Source organism: Telluria sp. ZT3P26, from assembly GCF_059686035.1.
Genome location: NZ_JCASII010000002.1, coordinates 1 through 16,539 on the forward strand (window position 1 = coordinate 1; position 16,539 = coordinate 16,539).

General features: G+C 64.3%; 17 protein-coding genes and 1 rRNA gene. 12 read left to right on the plus strand and 6 right to left on the minus strand.

Features of this window, described 5'->3' with window-relative positions; translation table 11 throughout:
• Positions 1-221 precede the first annotated feature (221 nt).
• The gene (locus AC56LN_RS07840; RefSeq protein WP_499570797.1) at positions 222-1,148 is read right to left on the minus strand and encodes a LysR family transcriptional regulator; all 927 of its coding nucleotides are present in this window, start codon (positions 1,146-1,148) and stop codon (positions 222-224) included.
• A gap of 100 nt (positions 1,149-1,248) precedes the next feature.
• Between AC56LN_RS07840 and AC56LN_RS07845 the strand changes: the two genes are divergently transcribed.
• Positions 1,249-2,124: an aldo/keto reductase family oxidoreductase gene (locus tag AC56LN_RS07845; protein WP_499570798.1), complete on the plus strand. Its 876-nt coding sequence runs from the start codon at positions 1,249-1,251 to the stop codon at positions 2,122-2,124.
• Here the strand turns inward: AC56LN_RS07845 and AC56LN_RS07850 are convergent.
• From AC56LN_RS07850 to AC56LN_RS07870, 5 genes are all read right to left on the minus strand, one after another.
• Positions 2,108-4,519, minus strand: coding sequence for a penicillin acylase family protein (locus tag AC56LN_RS07850; protein ID WP_499570799.1), 2,412 nt, complete (start codon positions 4,517-4,519; stop codon positions 2,108-2,110). The genes AC56LN_RS07845 and AC56LN_RS07850 overlap by 17 nt on opposite strands.
• 189 nt (positions 4,520-4,708) lie before the next feature.
• Positions 4,709-4,821, minus strand: a 5S ribosomal RNA gene (rrf, locus tag AC56LN_RS07855).
• A 107-nt stretch (positions 4,822-4,928) separates the two neighbouring features.
• Positions 4,929-5,741 (minus strand): M48 family metallopeptidase, encoded by an 813-nt coding sequence (locus tag AC56LN_RS07860; RefSeq protein ID WP_499570800.1) that lies wholly within the window; start codon positions 5,739-5,741, stop codon positions 4,929-4,931.
• Positions 5,738-6,202, minus strand: coding sequence for a YbjQ family protein (locus tag AC56LN_RS07865; RefSeq protein WP_499570801.1), 465 nt, complete (start codon positions 6,200-6,202; stop codon positions 5,738-5,740). Before AC56LN_RS07865 ends, AC56LN_RS07860 begins: the two co-directional genes overlap by 4 nt.
• Entirely contained in the window at positions 6,202-6,516 is a 315-nt protein-coding gene (locus AC56LN_RS07870) for a YbjQ family protein (RefSeq protein WP_183555251.1), read from the minus strand. The genes AC56LN_RS07865 and AC56LN_RS07870 overlap by 1 nt, the downstream gene beginning before the upstream one ends.
• A gap of 139 nt (positions 6,517-6,655) precedes the next feature.
• On the opposite strand from AC56LN_RS07870, the gene AC56LN_RS07875 reads away from it, so the two are divergent.
• The 11 genes from AC56LN_RS07875 to AC56LN_RS07925 all read left to right on the plus strand — a co-directional run bounded on the left by AC56LN_RS07875 (position 6,656) and on the right by AC56LN_RS07925 (position 16,531).
• Positions 6,656-8,158, plus strand: coding sequence for a B12-binding domain-containing radical SAM protein (locus tag AC56LN_RS07875; RefSeq protein WP_499570802.1), 1,503 nt, complete (start codon positions 6,656-6,658; stop codon positions 8,156-8,158).
• Between the two features lie 62 nt (positions 8,159-8,220).
• A complete protein-coding gene (locus AC56LN_RS07880; protein WP_499570803.1) occupies positions 8,221-9,354 on the plus strand; it encodes an MlaE family ABC transporter permease in 1,134 nt (377 codons plus the stop codon).
• Positions 9,354-10,211 carry an ABC transporter ATP-binding protein gene (locus AC56LN_RS07885; RefSeq protein ID WP_499570804.1) on the plus strand — a complete coding sequence of 286 codons (858 nt, stop codon included), beginning with the start codon at positions 9,354-9,356 and terminating at the stop codon, positions 10,209-10,211. The genes AC56LN_RS07880 and AC56LN_RS07885 overlap by 1 nt, the downstream gene beginning before the upstream one ends.
• A 1-nt stretch (position 10,212) precedes the next feature.
• Positions 10,213-11,160: an MlaD family protein gene (locus AC56LN_RS07890; RefSeq protein ID WP_499570805.1), complete on the plus strand. Its 948-nt coding sequence runs from the start codon at positions 10,213-10,215 to the stop codon at positions 11,158-11,160.
• A gap of 8 nt (positions 11,161-11,168) precedes the next feature.
• Positions 11,169-11,792, plus strand: a complete 624-nt coding sequence (locus AC56LN_RS07895) for an ABC-type transport auxiliary lipoprotein family protein (RefSeq protein WP_499570806.1) — start codon at positions 11,169-11,171, stop codon at positions 11,790-11,792.
• Entirely contained in the window at positions 11,789-12,931 is a 1,143-nt protein-coding gene (locus AC56LN_RS07900) for a VanZ family protein (RefSeq protein ID WP_499570807.1), read from the plus strand. Before AC56LN_RS07895 ends, AC56LN_RS07900 begins: the two co-directional genes overlap by 4 nt.
• Before the next feature lie 33 nt (positions 12,932-12,964).
• Complete coding sequence (locus AC56LN_RS07905; RefSeq protein ID WP_183555244.1) at positions 12,965-13,288, plus strand: (2Fe-2S) ferredoxin domain-containing protein; 324 nt, start codon at positions 12,965-12,967, stop codon at positions 13,286-13,288.
• Between the two features lie 2 nt (positions 13,289-13,290).
• Positions 13,291-13,920, plus strand: coding sequence for an alpha/beta hydrolase (locus tag AC56LN_RS07910; RefSeq protein ID WP_482896551.1), 630 nt, complete (start codon positions 13,291-13,293; stop codon positions 13,918-13,920).
• 103 nt (positions 13,921-14,023) lie between these two features.
• Positions 14,024-15,169, plus strand: a complete 1,146-nt coding sequence (locus AC56LN_RS07915; RefSeq protein WP_499504058.1) for a D-alanyl-D-alanine carboxypeptidase family protein — start codon at positions 14,024-14,026, stop codon at positions 15,167-15,169.
• A gap of 124 nt (positions 15,170-15,293) precedes the next feature.
• The gene (locus AC56LN_RS07920) at positions 15,294-16,220 is read left to right on the plus strand and encodes an aldo/keto reductase (RefSeq protein ID WP_499570808.1); all 927 of its coding nucleotides are present in this window, start codon (positions 15,294-15,296) and stop codon (positions 16,218-16,220) included.
• Complete coding sequence (locus AC56LN_RS07925; protein ID WP_482896553.1) at positions 16,220-16,531, plus strand: metal-sensitive transcriptional regulator; 312 nt, start codon at positions 16,220-16,222, stop codon at positions 16,529-16,531. Before AC56LN_RS07920 ends, AC56LN_RS07925 begins: the two co-directional genes overlap by 1 nt.
• Positions 16,532-16,539 lie beyond the last annotated feature (8 nt).

The following is a 16,539-nucleotide window of genomic DNA, read 5'->3' on the forward strand; positions in this document are numbered from 1 at the left end:
GCTGAGCAACGTATTTCTTTTTTGTGAACATTTGATAATTTAAGTAATCAAGAACCGAAGTTCTTGGCACCTTCATCAAACGCCCACACTTATCGACTGTTAATTTTTAAAGAACTTATTCGGTGCTGCTTCATCTGCCGTTTGCTTCGAATCGTTTTGTTCGCTGCAGCAGAGGAATGAGATTATGCTCGACGTGATGAGCTTCGTCAACAGCTTATTTTTCAGTTGTGTGACAAATCTGGCGCGTTTTCATCCTCGCTGCGGATGAAATCGACGAAAGCACGCAGCGGCGCCGGCACCAGCTTGCGGCCCGGGTAATACAGGAACGGTCCGGAGAACTGCGGCCACCATGGCTGCAGCACTGGCTCCAGCAGTCCCTGCGCGACGTACGGCGCCAGCCAGTCCTCGAACAGATACACCACGCCCAGCCCCTGCACGGCTGCATCGATCGCCAGGTCCAGCGCACCACCGATCTGCACCAGCAATTGCCCATTGGGTTCGATCGTGATCGCTTCCTCACCACGCTCGAATACCCACCGGGCCATGGCCCCGCTGGCAAACCGCGAGCGGATGCAGGCGCCGGGCGGCAGTTCCCGCGGGTGGCCCGGCCGGCCATGGCGGTCGAGATAAGCGGTCGAGGCCGCCGCTGCCATGCGCTGGATACGTGGGCCGATCGGCACGGCGATCATGTCCTGCTCGAGCCGCTCTTCATAGCGGATGCCGGCGTCGCACCCGGCGGCAAGCACATCAATGAAGCTTTCGTCCGCCACGACCTCCAGGCGGATCTCGGGATACCTGGCCAGAAACCGCGGCACGATGGATGGCAGCACCAGCCGTGCTGCACTCATCGGGACATTCAGGCGCAATACGCCCGTCGGCTTGTCGCGAAAGCCATTGATCACATCCAGGGCGGCATCGATCTCATGCAGCGCGGGATCGAGCCGCGCCAGCAGGCTGCTGCCCGCCTCGGTCAGCGTCACGCTGCGCGTGGTCCGATTGAGCAAACGCACACCAAGCCGCGTTTCCAGACGCCGCACCGCTTCGCTCAAACCGGATGCGCTGCCATCCGTCGCGCGCGCTGCCTCACGAAAACCCCCGGCACGCGCCACTGACACAAATGCAGACAACTCTCCCAGATCAGTTTTCATTGTTCGTTTTTTCGTACAACCTGTGTGGATTTACCTGGATTGTCACACAGACGCATGGGTCGTATCGTGGCTTTACTTACCCACACCAAGGAACAACACCATGTCCATCGTCGATCAGGCAGGCACCTATCCACTCGGCGGCCGCACCGTACGCCGCCTTGGCTACGGCGCCATGCAACTGGCTGGCCCCCACGTGTACGGTCCACCGAAGGATGCGGACGCGGCCCGCGCCGTGCTGCGCGAGGCCGTCGAGCTCGGCGTGAACCACATCGACACGTCTGATTTCTACGGTCCGCACGTGACCAATCAATTGATCCGCGAAGCGCTGCATCCCTATCGCGACGACCTGGTAATCGTGACCAAGATCGGGGCGCGTCGGGGTCCGGATGCCAGCTGGCTACCGGCCTTCTCGGCGCCGGAGCTCGAACAGGCCGTGCACGACAATCTGCGCAACCTGGGACTGGACGTGCTCGATGTGGTCAACCTGCGCGCGATGTTCGACATGTTCAAACCGGCCGAGGGGTCGCTCGAGGCGCCCCTGGCCAAACTGGCAGAACTGCGCCAGCGCGGCCTGATCCGCCACATCGGCCTGAGCAACGTCACGCAGCAGCAGGTGGAAGACGCCCAGCGCATCGTGCCAATCGCCTGCGTGCAGAACATGTACAACCTGGCGCACCGCCAGGATGACGCGCTCATTACTAAGCTGGCCGCGAAAGGGATCCCCTACGTGCCCTTCTTCCCGCTGGGCGGCTTCACGCCCCTGCAGTCGGATGCCCTGTCCGGCGTGGCGCAACAGCTCGGCGCAACGCCGATGCAGGTGGCGATCGCCTGGCTGCTGCGCCGCGCGCCGAACCTGCTCCTGATCCCGGGCACCTCGTCCGTGGTGCACTTGCGCGAGAACCTGGCTGCCGCGCAACTGGTGCTGCCGGACGATGCGATGACGGCGCTGGACGGTATCGCTACTCCCGCAGCGTGACGGTCGTGTAATTCGGGTCGGCCTTGATCGTCTCTTGCGTAAAGGGAAGGCTGGGCCAGCTCTTGCGCGAATACAGCAGCGTCTGGTCGGCATACCACGGCGAGGCGGGGTCGACCGACTGCCCATACGTCAGCATCGCCTGCGCCACCGGCCCCTGCTCGTCGAAGGTCACGGTCTGCAGATAGCTCTGGCCCCAGTGCGCGCCGACATAGCCTTGCGCCGTCAAGCTACTCCGCATCGTCAGTGACCCATACGTCCCTTCCTGATTGCCATTACCGCCATGCAGCGGAATACGCACGCCATTGCGTGGTTCGACCTGGTAGTCGCCCAGGCGGCCATCCAGGGGCACGCCAAGCGACTGCAGCTTGTCGGCCGCCGTCCTGAGCGCCGCCAGCATGGCGGGCATGGCCGCCTGCGCCACGCCGGCCGGCGTATTGACCGGATCCGCCGGATCGAACGGCCGTGCCCATTTGTTCGGGATCACTGTGGCCAGCGCCCAGAATTCGCGGAACAGCACTGCGCCCCGGCTGTCCAGATCGGCGCGCCGGTCCCACGCTTGCAGCGTCGTGCACGCCTGATGCATCAGAGTGCTGCTCGCGCTGGCACAGGCAGTCAACAACTCCGGCAATACCAGCTCGGCCGCATAGACGCGGTTCGAGAACGCCAGTGCCTGCATGTCAGCGAGGGTCAACTTGTTGCGCTGGGCCAGCAGATCCTCGACCTGGCGGAACCCGATCCGCGTGCGCAGGCTTTGCTCGGCATTCACGCGCCCATACAGCGGCGAATAACCCAGCGGCGCCGGACCAGTAAGCAGTGCCTTCGGATTGGTCAGCCAGTAACTGTCATTCGAATTGCCAACGTAATCGGTGCGCATCATCCACGGCGCCGTGGCCGGAGCGTAAATGCCGGCCGGTGCGCCCACATCCTGCCCCCAGCCGCAGCTGCTCTTTGACCCGTCGAACAGCAGCGCCGCCTGCAGCAACAGGCAACCATTCCCGAACTTGTCCGCATTCATGTGCGGCACGACACTGGCGTCCGCGTACAGCGTATTGCCGTCGCGGTCGGCCGCCACCGTGTTCACCCATGGCAACCCCACCACCTTGTCGAGCGAATCCTTCAGCGTGCGCACGCTGGTGGCGGTGCCGATGCCCAGCCATTGCTCGAGCATCCGGGTATTGCTGCGATTCGGGTCGGCCAGCACATAGGCGGCCTGGGCCGTCCAGGTCAGGCCCGCCGCCGGCCGGCTGATGACGGCGCCCTGATGGCTGAAATAAAAGGTCTTGGTGCGCCGCCCGATCAGGCCATCGGGCAGCAGCGCCTCGACCGTCACCGTTTTTGATGTCATCGTGCGCCGCGCCCCGTCATACAGATAGGTGGTGCCAGTGGCGTCGCCGGGGTCCAGCGCCAGCCGGAACGTGGTGAAGTGATTGGCGAACGTGACCGTGTGGCTCCAGGCGACGTCGCGGTTGAAGCCGATGACGACAGCCGGCACGCCGCCGATGATCACACCCATCGCGTCGTAACGCCCCGGCACGGTCAGGTGGGCCTGATAAAAGCGGTCGGTCGTGGTCCACGGATAGTGCGGGTTGCCGAGCAATAGCCCGCGCCCATTGGCGGACAAGTCTTTGCCCACCGCCAGCGCATTGCTGCCGAAGCCTTGCCGGTTGAGCAGATCGAGCTGCGCGACCAGCGACGACGCGTCGATCTTTCGCGGCGCCAATTTGGCCAGCGTCACAGGTACGCCGGGAACCCGGCCAGCCGCAACGAAGTCGCGTGCAAAGGCCTGGCCCGATGCGTGCAGCGCTTTTTCCGCCACCACCAGCATCATGTCGTCGAGTGAAATCGGGCGCACCCATTTCGTGTTGGCACAGGCCGCCGGCAACTTGCTTCCCGCATCCTTCAGGTACCGGTTATAGCCTTCGACATAGCCTTCAAGCAGGTCGCGTGGCTCACGCGTGCCGCTGGCATACCCCGCGCGCAATTGCTCGATGTCGAGGTAGCCCTTGAAGAAGAAATCGCTGTCCTCGTTGTTCAGATCCATGAACCCGCTGCCGCCGCCATACTCGTCACCCGTGCGCTGGCGTGGCCGCGCATCGCCGCCAAAGAACAGCGAGCGCTCACCGCGCACGGTCAGCACGGCATCGGCGAACATGCAGACATTGTCCTGGGCATAGGCATACGCCAGTCCATACCCGAGGCTGCGGAAGTCGTCAGCCCGCACATGCGGCACGCCATGCGCGGTGCGGGCGACGTCGACATTGATGCGGGCGGCAGTGGCTGGGGGCGGCGGCAGAACGGCCGGCTCGTCATCATGACCGCTACTACAGGCGCCCAGCGCCAGCATGAGGGAGATTGCAAGGAGGCGACGGGGCGCAGCAGGATGACGACGTTGCATGAGAGACGCTTTCTGCGGCGGGCGCCGCACGATCGGACCATGACGAAGTAAAACTAATGCAATACTTTAATCTTAAAATAGTTCCGACGTGCTATTTCTCTCGCATTGGTGCGGCATCGACGCGACAAAAGCGGCGCTCCAAAGCAAAAAAGCCCACCAGACACCTGGTGGGCTTTCTCTATATAACTAGCCTGACGATAAACTACTTTCACACTGGTTGCAGCACTATCATCGTCGCAAAATCGTTTCACGGTCCTGTTCGGGATGGGAAGGGGTGGGACCGATTTGCTATGGTCATCAGGCATAACTTGCTGGAAAACTGTTCCTCTACTGGGCAACAGGCTTCCTGAATTCCGGCTCGCATTCTAACAAGCAATGTCCGATACCGCCAGCTTTATCGCACACGCCGTCAAAAACGCGGCAAGGCCTGCACCGGGCCAGCCTGCAAGCCCGCCTGGCGCATCGCCACCTGCACGGCCTCGATGCGCGCGGCCATCGACGGATGCGACGCCAGGTAATGCACCACGGCCGGCGTTGCGCCCTCCTCGCGCTGCAAGGCGGTAAACAATTCGGTAGCGCCGCCAGCATGGCCGTAGCGACATTGCAGGATCGCCAGTGCCTTCGCATCGGCAGCAGCTTCACGGCCCCGCGAATACCCGGACTCCCCCAGATGCTGCGCCGGCACCAGTACGCCTGCCGTCCCGCTGCCGTCGCCCGTGAGCACGGTGGCAGCAGCAATCAGCACCACCCGCCGGCCGACGGCGCGCAGGTGATCGCGGTTGGCCATGTGCGACAGCTCATGGGCCAGCACGAACGCCATGCCATTTTCGGATTGCACACTGTCGAACAGCGCCGAAAACACCACCACCACGCCGCCCGGGGCGACCATCGCATTGGGCGTGTCCGAGCGGTTCACGCGCACCGTGACCGGCCCGCTGACGCCGGCGCATTGACGCATGCCATCGACCAGGCCCTGGGCCCAGGCTTCGCGCGTGCGCATCGCCGGCTCGCTCGCGGGCGGTGTCCATGCCACCATCTGCGTCAGCTGCGCCTCGGTCTCCGGCCCCATCCGGTCCACCACCACGTCCACCAGCCAGCCCAGCACCAGGTAGCCCACCACCACCGCCGCCGACAGCCCGGCCAGGATCAGCACAAAATCCTTGAGCGGATGGCCGGGCGTGACGTTGTCGTTGTGCTCGGGCAGCGACGCCTGGTATTTCATGGTGCGGCGCTCTGTTCCACGTAATAGATGGCGGTGCCGTAGGCCAGCACCTCGACGCCATTGATCTGCCGCTGGTTGCCGGTGAGCGGCATCGTTTCGAGGCGCACGTTGACGATCTCGTGGGCGCCCGGGCAGCTTTCCTTCAGGCGCAGCACCGCTTCACGCTTGGCGCGGTCGAGCAGCGTTTCATACGACTGCACCGGCCCGCCCACCAGCGAGCGCAGCGCCGACGCCGCCTTCTTGAAATGATCGACCGCCACCACCACGCTGCCCGTGACCAGTTCGGTGCGCGCCACCGGCCCAGACCCGAGCAATGTCTTGAGCGACGTGGCCGGCAAGCGCAACCACGTTTTTTCCCTGGCGATGATCGAGCGGTAATGCCGGGCTTCAGCCATGCGTCCGAAGATGTAGCCGAGCGCAATCGGCACCGTCCAGAAGACAATCAGGAAGATAATGTCCATCAGCCCACCGTCACCGCAGTGCCGTAGACATAGATCTCGGCCGCGCCAGCCGCCACCGACGAGGTCGAGAAGCGCACATTGACGACGGCATTGGCCCCCATCTGCGTGGCCTGCGCCTGCATGCGCTCGGTGGCCTGCGCGCGCGATTCTTCCAGCAACTCGGTGTAGCCCTTGAGCTCGCCGCCAACCATGTTCTTCAGTCCCGCCATGATGTCGCGGCCCACGTGCTTGGAGCGCACCGAACTGCCGGAGACAACGCCGTGGCACGCCGTGATGGTCTTGCCCGGAACGGTTTCGATATTGGTCATGAACATGGAAGGCACTTTCTAAGTAAGGAGTCAGCGATTGTAGGCGCCGATCTTTATTAGAAGCAATGTCGACTGCATAGTCACGCGAATGACTGCGGCATCACAGTAAAATACCGCCTTCACCTCCCCTCAGCCTGCCGCCACCATGTCGATCCTGCTCACCACCCTGAACGCCCGCTACACGCACGCCTCGCTCGGACTGCGCTACCTGCTGGCCAATATGGGCCCGCTGCAGGACCAGACCCGCATCCAGGAATTCGTCACCGGCGCCAAGACCGCCGATCTGGTCGAGCGCATCCTGGCGCACGCGCCGCGCATTGTCGGCTTCGGTGTGTATATCTGGAACGTGGAAGAGACCACGCGCCTGGTGGCAATGCTCAAGCGCGTCGCGCCCGCCGTGAAGATCATCCTGGGCGGCCCGGAAGTCTCGCACGAGACGGGCGAACAGGAAATCGTCGGGCTGGCCGACTATGTCATCACCGGCTGGGGCGACGTCACGTTCCCCAAGCTGTGTGGCGAGATCCTCAATGGCCCCAAGCCCCTGATGAAGATCCACGCCGGCGTGCAGCCGCCGATGGACGCGATCGCCCTGCCTTATGCGCTGTACAACGACGACGACATCGCCAACCGCACCCTGTACGTGGAAGCCTCGCGCGGCTGCCCGTTCAAGTGCGAGTTCTGCCTGTCGTCGCTCGACAAGACCGCCTGGCCTTTCCCGCTCGACGCCTTCCTGGCCGAGATGGAGGCAATGTACGTACGCGGCGCGCGCCTGTTTAAATTCGTCGACCGCACGTTCAACCTGAACGTCAAGACGAGCCTGCGCATCATGGACTTCTTCCTCGACAAGATCGCGCAGTATCCGGATGACCCGATCTACGCCCACTTCGAGCTGGTCCCCGACCACCTGCCCGATGCGCTGAAGGACACCATCGCCAAATTCCCGGCTGGCGCGCTGCAGTTCGAGATCGGCATCCAGAGCTTCAACCCCGAGGTGCAGGCGCTCGTGAGCCGCCGCCAGAACAACGAGAAGGCGGCCGAGAACATCCGCTGGCTCACGCAGCATGCCACCGCTCACCTGCACGTCGACCTGATTGCCGGCCTGCCGGGCGAAGACGTGGCCAGCTTCGCGCGCGGCTTCGACCAGCTGGTGGGGCTGGGCGCCGAGGAAATCCAGTTCGGCATCCTCAAGCGCCTGCGCGGCACGCCCATCATCCGCCACACTGAAGCCTTCGGCATGGTCTACGATCCGTACCCGCCCTACACCGTGCTGGCGACGGACAAGATCGACTTCGCGACCATGCAGCGTCTGGTGCGCTTTGCGCGCTACTGGGACCTGGTGGCCAACTCGGGGCGCTTCGCCAACACCACGCCGGTGCTGCTGGGCGAGGCGCCGTTCGACAACTTCATGGCGTTTTCGGACTGGATCTATACGCGCACGGATGCGACGCACCGCATCGCGCTCGATCGCCTGGCCAAGCTGGTGGCCGAGTATCTGCAGGTGCGCGGCATGGCGGCCGGTGAAGCGGCCAGCCTGCTCGCCAGCGACTACGCCGGCAAGGTCGACGCGCCGGCGCGCGCACCGCAAGCGGCCCCGGATACCGCGCGCGCAGTGGCCCCGTCGCGCCAGGCGCGCCATCTGGCCGCCTGATTTGCCTGATTCATCAAGCCAACTTTGTGGCAGGAGGCGCGAATCTCTTTTACACTGCCGCAATGCAGATTGAAAATGCGCCAACATTAACCATTCAACAGGCCGGCCAGGGTGCAGGCCAATCTGTCATCGCCAGCGGGGTCTGGCAAGTCCACGGCCTGTCGCAGCGCGGCGTATTGAAGGGCATCACGCAGCAGCTGGCCGGCCTGAAGGACAAGGGTGCTTGTAGTTGGGACCTGTCCGGCGTCGATAGCCTCGACCACATCGGCGCCCAGATGTTCTGGAATACCTGGAACAAGCAGCGCCCGCAGCGCCTCACGCTCGACCCGCGCCAGGAAGACCTGTTCAAGCGCATCGAAGCAGCGAGCAAGATCACGCTGCCGCGCCAGCGCGTCAGCCCCTTCGACTGGCTGATCAAGCTGGGCGCCGGCATGCTCGATTTCTTCACGCACCTGCGCAGCTTCATTGGCCTGATCGGCATCGTGGTCCAGGACCTGTGGCGCTTCGTGCGCCACCCGGCCACCGGGCCCTGGCGCGAGATCTCGGCCAATATCTATCACTCCGGTTTCCAGGCGCTGGGCATCACGGCGATCGTGGGCTTTTTGATCGGAATCGTGCTGTCATACCTGTCGTCGCAGCAGCTGCGCATGTTCGGTGGCGACGCCTACCTGGTCAACATCCTCGGCATGGCGGTGATCCGCGAACTGGGCCCGCTGCTGGCCGCGATCCTGGTGGCCGGCCGTTCCGGCTCGTCGATCACGGCGCAGTTGGGCGTCATGCGCGTGACCGAGGAACTCGATGCGATGCTGGTGATGGGCGTCTCGCACGGCTACCGCCTGATCCTGCCGAAGGTGATCGCGCTGGCGATCTCGATGCCGCTGCTGGTGGTCTGGACCGATGCGATGGCCCTGCTGGGCGGCATGGTGTCGGCAAAAATCGAGATGGGCATGTCGTTCCGCTACTTCCTGCAAAAGCTGCCCGATGCGGTGCCGTTCGTGAACTACACCATTGGCCTGCTCAAGGGCGCGACCTTCGGCGTGCTGATCGCGCTGATCGCGTGCCACTTCGGCCTGCGCATCAAGCCCAATACCGAAAGCCTCGGACGCGGCACCACGACCTCGGTCGTCACCGCGATCACGGTGGTGATCCTGGCCGACGCGGTCTACGCGATCATCTTCAGCAGCACGGGATTCTGATGGCCGACACCCAAGCACAATCCCCCCAGCGCCTGAACCTGCGGCCCGACGAAGAAGTGGGCAAACCCGTCGTCGAGATCCGCAACCTGTGGACCCGGTTCGGCCGCACCGTCGTACACCAGGACCTGAACCTGGAAATCTACAGCGGCGAGATCCTGTCGATCGTCGGCGGCTCGGGCACCGGCAAGACCGTGCTGCTGCGCCAGATGCTGGGCCTGGAGCGCCCGTCGCAGGGCAGCGTGCACGTATTCGGCGAAGACATCAGCGCGGCCAGGCCGGAGCAGCTGCAACGCATGCGCAACCATTGGGGTATGCTGTTCCAGCAGGGCGCGCTGTACTCGGCGCTGAACGTGTTCGACAACATCGCCCTGCCGATGCGCGAGCTGCATGCGCTGCCCGAAGACGTGATCCGCGATGCGGTGCTGCTCAAGATGGACATGGTGGGCCTGGGGCCGGAGCATGCGGCCAAGATGCCGTCCGACCTGTCCGGCGGCATGGTCAAGCGCGCGGCGCTGGCGCGGGCACTGGCGCTCGAGCCGCAACTGCTGTTTCTCGACGAACCAACCGCAGGCCTGGACCCCGACCTGTCCGATGCCTTCGTCACGCTGATCCAGACGCTGCACCGCGAACTGAAACTGACCGTGGTGATGGTCACGCACGACCTGGACACGCTGTTCGCGCTGTCCTCGCGCATCGCGGTGCTGGCCGAAAAACACGTGCTGGCGGTGGGGCCGTCGTGCGATGTGCTCAAGGTCGAGCACCCGTTCATCAAACACTTTTTCCTGGGCCCGCGCGGCCAGCGGGCACTGGAAGTGCTCGACGAGCGCCAGGCCCAGAACGAATCGGAGACACACTAGTATGGAAAACAGGTCACATGCGCTGATGACCGGCATCTTCACGATCGCTCTCCTGGTGGCGACGGTGCTGATCGGCCTCTGGTTTAACCGCGACAAGACTGAACTGGTGCCGTACGAGATCGTCACCACGCAATCGATTCCCGGCCTGAATCCGCAAGCCACGGTGCGCTACCGGGGCCTGGAGATCGGCCGCGTCGACTCGATCATCTTCGATCCGCGCGTCACCGGCCAGATCCTGATTCGCCTGTCGGTCGACGAAGCCTCGCCGATCACCAGCACCACCTATGCGTCGCTTGGCTACCAGGGCGTGACGGGCATTGCCTTCATCCAGCTCAATGACGAGCGCACCGGATCGCCGCGCCTGGCCACCGGCGGCGAGCGCATCGCGCGCATCCCGCTGCGTCCCGGCCTGCTCGACCAGCTTGAGGACCGCGGCCTGGCGATCCTCGACAAGGCCGAGAAGATCACGACCAGCCTCGATGAATTGCTCAGCCCGGAGAACCGCGCCACGATGCTCGGCGCCTTCGAGAGCGTGGACCGCGCCGCCGACGCCTACGCGGCAATCCCGCAGCGGCTCGATCCGGTGCTCGATCGCCTGCCGTCACTGATCACGAAAGTCGACCGCAGCATGGACTCGATCGACACGCTGGCCACCAGCGCCACGTCGATGACGCGCAACTACGACAACCTGGCCACGCGCCTGCAAGCGCCGGACGGCCCGATCGAACGCCTGAACAGCACCATCGGCGCGCTCGGCGCGGCCACCAGCGAGCTGGAACTGGAAACGCTGCCGCACGTGGTGCAGATGACGGACGAAGCACGCGCCTCGCTGCGCGCCGTGCGCCGCACCGCCAATTCGTTCTCCGACCGCCCGCAAAGCATCCTGTTCGGCACACCGGGCGACGCGCCCGGCCCGGGCGAGCCGGGCTTCGCGCCCCCGACCAAATGAGGACCACCGTGAATCTCCGCCCCTACCGCCTCGCCGTTGCCGCTACCGTTGCTGGCGCCGCGCTGCTGGCCGGCTGCGCCAGCAACAAGGGCGCGCCCAATACCATCTATGACTTTGGCGCGCCGTCGGCCCAGCTGTCCACGCCCGTACAACCGGCGTCACTGCCCCCGATCGTCGTGATGGACGCCACCGGCGGCGCAGTCCTCGACAACGAGCGCATGGTGTACCGGCTGAACTACGCCGACCCGCTGCAAGCCCGTACCTATGCCGGCAGCCGCTGGAGTGGTACGCCGCTCGACCTGGTCACGCGGCGCCTGAAGGTGCGCCTGGCGCAGGCCGGTGTCACGGTACTGTCGGCCACCGACGCGGCCAACCGCGTGCCGATCCTGCGCATCGAGGTCGACGACTTCGTGCACGCGTTTTCCAGCACCAGCGCAAGCGAAGGACAGATCCTGCTGCGCGCGTCGGTCCTGGCCGACCATCGCCTGGTAGCCCAGAAAAGCTTTGCGCACAACGCGCCCGCGCCCACGCAGGACGCGGCCGGTGGCGTGGCCGCACTGGCCGCCGGCACCGACCGGATCGCGCTCGACCTCAAGAACTGGCTGTCGACCCTCGACCTGCAGGGCAAATGAGCGACGGGGCCATCTCCGCCGAAGTCGCGGCCGGCCGCTCGCGCGGCTCGCCGATCGTGCGCGCCGCGCTGCTGGCGTATCTGCTGCTGATCATCTACGCGAGCTGGTTCCCGTTCACGGGCTGGCGCGATACGGGCGTGGCGCCGCTGGCGTTTCTGAACCTCGTCAAACAGCGTTACTTCACGGGCTTCGACGTCGGCGTCAATATCGTCGGCTACATCCCGTTCGGGATGCTGCTGGTGCTGTCGTTCTATCCGCGTGTGCGCGGCATCTGGGCGGTGCTGCTGGCCGCGCTGATCGGCATCTTCACCACCGGCGTCATGGAAACGGTGCAGAACTTCCTGCCCAGCCGCGTACCGTCGAACCTCGATTTCGTGACCAACGCGGGCGGCGCGCTGATCGGCGCCGTACTGGGCGCCTTGTGGGCGCCTGGCCTGCTCGATCGCAGCCGCCTGTTCAAGCTGCGCCAGCGCTGGTTCGCGCCCCATGCAAGCCAGGGCCTGGTGCTGGTGGCCATGTGGCCGCTGGCGCAGATCTACCCGCAAAGCTACCTGTTCGGCCACGGCCAGGTGCTGCCGATCGTCTCCGGCTGGCTGTCGTCGTGGTTCGATACCGAGATCGACCTGGTGGCGATGCTGCGCCCCGGCGTGACGATGAGCGTCGAGCAGTACTGGCTGTCCGAGACGATCATCACCGCCTGTGGCATGACCGGCGCGGCGCTCACGCTGATGTGCCTCGTGCGGCGCGGCGCCCCGCGCTTCTGGCTGATGCTTGCCCTGCTGGCATCAGCGCTGGTGCTCAAGGCGTTTGCCAGCTCGCTGCTGTTCCGGCCCGACAATGCGCTGGTCTGGGTCACGCCGGGCGCCGAAGGCGGCTTTTTGATCGGCATGATCATGCTCTCGGGCCTGGTGTTTGCGCCGCAGGTGGCGCAGCGGCGCCTGGCGGTGGTGACGCTGATACTGGCGCTGGTGGTTGTCAACACGATTCCGGTGAATCCGTATTTCTCGTCCACGCTGCAAGGCTGGGTGCAGGGCAAATTCCTGAACTTCAATGGCGCCGCGTGGTTCCTGTCACTGAGCTGGCCATTCTTCGCGCTCTGGTTCCTGCTGCTGCCGTCACATAAACTCAATCGCCAGTAAGATAATACTTCTGCCTTTTTCGACGAGAACGCCATGACCGACCAACCGTTTTACCAGCACCACGTGTTTTTCTGCATGAACGAGCGCGAAGGCAAGGATGCGCGCCAGAGCTGCGGCAAGTGCGGCTCTGAAAAAGCCCAGAAACACGCCAAGAAGCGCATCAAGGAACTGGGCCTGAGCGGCGAAGGCAAGGTGCGCATCAACCAGGCCGGTTGCCTCGACCGCTGCGAAGAAGGCCCCGTGCTCGTCGTGTACCCGGAAGGCGTCTGGTACACCTATGTCGATAATGAAGACATCGACGACATCATCGATACCCATCTGGTCGGCGGCAAGGTCGTCGACCGTCTCAAGATCTGACCATGAACATCCACTCGCAAAAATTCTATCTGGACGGCGACGCCGGCAAGATGCAATGCCTGCTCGACCTGCCCGACGACGCCCCGCGCGGCATCGCGCTGGTCGCGCACCCGCACCCGCTGTATGGCGGCACCATGGAAAACAAGGTCGCGCAAACGCTGGCGCGCACCTTCGTCACGCTGGGTTACGCCGTGGCGCGCTTCAATTTCCGCGGTGTCGGTGAATCCGAAGGCGTGTACGACGACGGCAAGGGCGAAGTGGACGACATGGCTATCATGTACGAGCACATGCGTGCGCGCTACCCCGACCTGCCGGTCACGCTGGCCGGTTTTTCGTTCGGTACCTTCGTGCAGGCGCAGTTCGCGCTGCGCCTGGAAGCCGAAGGCCGCGCGCCCGAGCGCCTGGTGCTGGTAGGCACTGCGGCTGGCAAATGGCCGATGCCGGCCGTGCCGCAAGACACGATCCTGATCCACGGCGAGCAGGACGACACGATCACGATGCAGCAGGTATTCGACTGGGCGCGCCCGCTCGATATCCCCGTGACAATCATTCCGGGGGCCGACCATTTCTTCCATCGCAAGCTTGGCCATATTAAAAATCTGGTCATTCAACTGTGGCGCCGTGACATTTAAGCGTCACAGTCCCCTATAATCATTCCCTTCTCTTGAGGCAGTGCCCCCGGGCATTGCCTTGCGCTCTACCACCGCTTCACCTTTTACAATGACGAACGTTTCCATGAAAAAACTGTTAGCGGCCTTCGCCGCCAGCCTGGTAATGATCTCGGCCAGTGCGCAAACCGTACCGGCTCCATCCATCGCCGCCAAGTCGTGGTTGCTGCTCGACACCACGAGCGGCCAGGTCATTGCGTCGCAAGACCAGAACATGCGCATCGAGCCGGCATCGCTGGCCAAGATCATGACCGCGTATGTCGCGTTTTCGGCGATCCGCGACAAGCGCCTGTCGATGAACCAGATGGTCAATGTGTCCGAGCGCGCCTGGAAAGTCGACAGCAGCAGCTCGAAGATGTTCATCGACCCGCGCGTGCCGGTCTCGGTCAGCGACCTGCTGCATGGCCTGATGATCCAGTCGGGTAATGACGCCGCCGTCGCAATCGCCGAAGCGGTCGCTGGCGACGAAGCGACCTTCGTCACGCTGATGAACCGCGAAGCGCAGCGCCTGGGTTTGAAGAGCACACGGTTTGCCAACCCGCACGGCCTGCCGGACGCGAACAACTACTCGACCGCTGCCGACCTGGCCAACCTGGCCTCGCACGTGATCCGCGACTTCCCCGAGTTCTACAAGATCGACTCGATCAAGCAGTTCACGTACAACAAGATCACCCAGCAGAACCGCAACCGCCTGCTGTGGCTCGATCCGACCGTCGACGGCATGAAGACCGGCCACACCGATTCGTCGGGCTACAGCATGATCTCGTCGGCGCGCCGTCCGAACGGCAGCACCGGTGAGCGTCGCCTGGTCGCCGTCGTGCTGGGCACCAGCTCGACCGAAGTGCGTACGCAAGAAAGCCAGAAGCTGCTGAACTGGGGCTTCCAGAACTTCGACACCGTCAAGCTGTATTCGAAAGGCCAGGCGATCCAGACCCCGCAGATCTGGAAGGGCTCGCAGCCGACCGTCAAGATCGGCTTCACGCGCGATATCCTGGTGACCGTGCCGAAGGGCGTGGCCGGTAAGCTCAAGCCGGTGCTGGAGCGCCGCGATCCGCTGGTCGCGCCGCTGGCGCGCAATGGCGCGGTCGGCACGCTCAAGATGACGGTCGACGGCAAGCCGCTGCTGGTGCTGCCGGTGGTCGCGCTGGAAGAAGTCCAGGAAGCGAGCATCTTTGGCCGCGCCTGGGATTCGATGCGTCTCTGGATGCAGTAATCCGGTCGTCGGTGTTTGACAAGCCCGCCCGCGCAACGCCGCCGGCGGGCTTTTTTGTACCCCGAAACGGTGCGCATCGGCTACCGCTATAATCGTGTAATCCTGTCATGACGAAAGAAACACGATGTCGCCTGCCCTGCCTGCCGATCTGCGCTGCCCCCGCATCCTCACGCGCGAAGGCGGCCCGGCGCTCTCGCGCATCGTCGCCGGCATGTGGCGCATGACCGAATGGGCGATGCCGGTCGCGGCGCGCGTCGAGTTCATCGAACAATGCATCGCGCTGGGCGTGACCTCGTTCGACCATGCCGACATCTACGGCGACTACGGCGTCGAGATGCTGTTCGGCGAGGCCCTGCGCGCCCAGCCATCGCTGCGCGCGCGCATCGAACTGGTGAGCAAGTGCGGCATCCGGCTCATGTCGGCCAAACATCCGGGCCACACGATCCAGCATTACGACACCGATGCGGCGCACATCATCGCGTCGGCCGAAGAATCGCTGCGCCGCCTGCACACCGATCACCTCGACCTGCTGCTGATCCATCGCCCCGATCCGTTGATGAATTTCGACGAGATCGCCGAAGCGTTTACACGGCTGCAAGCGGATGGCAAGGTGCGGCACGTGGGCGTATCGAATTTCACGCGCCACCAGTTCGAGTCGCTCAATCGCCGCGTGGCGCTGAGCACCAACCAGGTCGAGTTTTCGCCGCTGGTGACTGCGCCACTGTTCGACGAAACCTTCGACGGCCGGCAAGACCTGGGCGTCGCGCCGATGGTGTGGTCGCCACTGGGTGGCGGGCGCCTGTTCGACCCGGCCAACGAGCGCGCGGCCGTGCTGCGCCAGACGATCCAGGGCATTGCCGATCGTTTGAACCAGCCGTTTGCCAGCGTGGTGTTCGCGTGGATCATGCGCCTGCCAAGCCGGCCGATTCCGCTGACGGGCACCGGCCGCATCGCGGCGATTGCCGACGCGGTGGCGGGCACCACGATTGAACTGACCCGCGAAGACTGGTTCCAGATCCTGCGCGCCGCGCGCGGTCACGAGGTGGCCTGATGCTCGAAGCGAATGTCAGGATCGTCGAAGGCAAGGCGCTGACGGCACCGCAAAAGAAGGATCTGCTGAACCGGCTGGCGCGGATCGAAGGCCAGCTGCGCGGCGTGCAGAAACTGATCGCGCTGGCCGATACGCCGTCGGACTGCGACGCGGTGGCGCAGCAGATGGCAGCAGCGCGCAAGGCGCTCGACCGCTCGTTCGTGCAGTTGCTGACCGCGTCGATTGTGACCCAGACAAGCGGCGCGGCCGATCTGCCGGAAGCGCGCGAACGGGCTGCGCATCTGGCGGCGATGCTCGACAAGTTCGCCTGAACGAAAAA

Excerpts from the sequence above, each read along its gene's own strand:
- AC56LN_RS07840 (WP_499570797.1), bottom strand. The coding sequence starts at position 1,148 with ATGAAAACTGATCTGGGAGAGTTGTCTGCATTTGTGTCAGTGGCGCGT.
- AC56LN_RS07845 (WP_499570798.1), top strand. The coding sequence starts at position 1,249 with ATGTCCATCGTCGATCAGGCAGGCACCTATCCACTCGGCGGCCGCACC.
- AC56LN_RS07850 (WP_499570799.1), bottom strand. The coding sequence starts at position 4,519 with ATGCAACGTCGTCATCCTGCTGCGCCCCGTCGCCTCCTTGCAATCTCC.
- AC56LN_RS07860 (WP_499570800.1), bottom strand. The coding sequence starts at position 5,741 with ATGAAATACCAGGCGTCGCTGCCCGAGCACAACGACAACGTCACGCCC.
- AC56LN_RS07865 (WP_499570801.1), bottom strand. The coding sequence starts at position 6,202 with ATGGACATTATCTTCCTGATTGTCTTCTGGACGGTGCCGATTGCGCTC.
- AC56LN_RS07870 (WP_183555251.1), bottom strand. The coding sequence starts at position 6,516 with ATGTTCATGACCAATATCGAAACCGTTCCGGGCAAGACCATCACGGCG.
- AC56LN_RS07875 (WP_499570802.1), top strand. The coding sequence starts at position 6,656 with ATGTCGATCCTGCTCACCACCCTGAACGCCCGCTACACGCACGCCTCG.
- AC56LN_RS07880 (WP_499570803.1), top strand. The coding sequence starts at position 8,221 with ATGCAGATTGAAAATGCGCCAACATTAACCATTCAACAGGCCGGCCAG.
- AC56LN_RS07885 (WP_499570804.1), top strand. The coding sequence starts at position 9,354 with ATGGCCGACACCCAAGCACAATCCCCCCAGCGCCTGAACCTGCGGCCC.
- AC56LN_RS07890 (WP_499570805.1), top strand. The coding sequence starts at position 10,213 with ATGGAAAACAGGTCACATGCGCTGATGACCGGCATCTTCACGATCGCT.
- AC56LN_RS07900 (WP_499570807.1), top strand. The coding sequence starts at position 11,789 with ATGAGCGACGGGGCCATCTCCGCCGAAGTCGCGGCCGGCCGCTCGCGC.
- AC56LN_RS07905 (WP_183555244.1), top strand. The coding sequence starts at position 12,965 with ATGACCGACCAACCGTTTTACCAGCACCACGTGTTTTTCTGCATGAAC.
- AC56LN_RS07910 (WP_482896551.1), top strand. The coding sequence starts at position 13,291 with ATGAACATCCACTCGCAAAAATTCTATCTGGACGGCGACGCCGGCAAG.
- AC56LN_RS07915 (WP_499504058.1), top strand. The coding sequence starts at position 14,024 with ATGAAAAAACTGTTAGCGGCCTTCGCCGCCAGCCTGGTAATGATCTCG.
- AC56LN_RS07920 (WP_499570808.1), top strand. The coding sequence starts at position 15,294 with ATGTCGCCTGCCCTGCCTGCCGATCTGCGCTGCCCCCGCATCCTCACG.
- AC56LN_RS07925 (WP_482896553.1), top strand. The coding sequence starts at position 16,220 with ATGCTCGAAGCGAATGTCAGGATCGTCGAAGGCAAGGCGCTGACGGCA.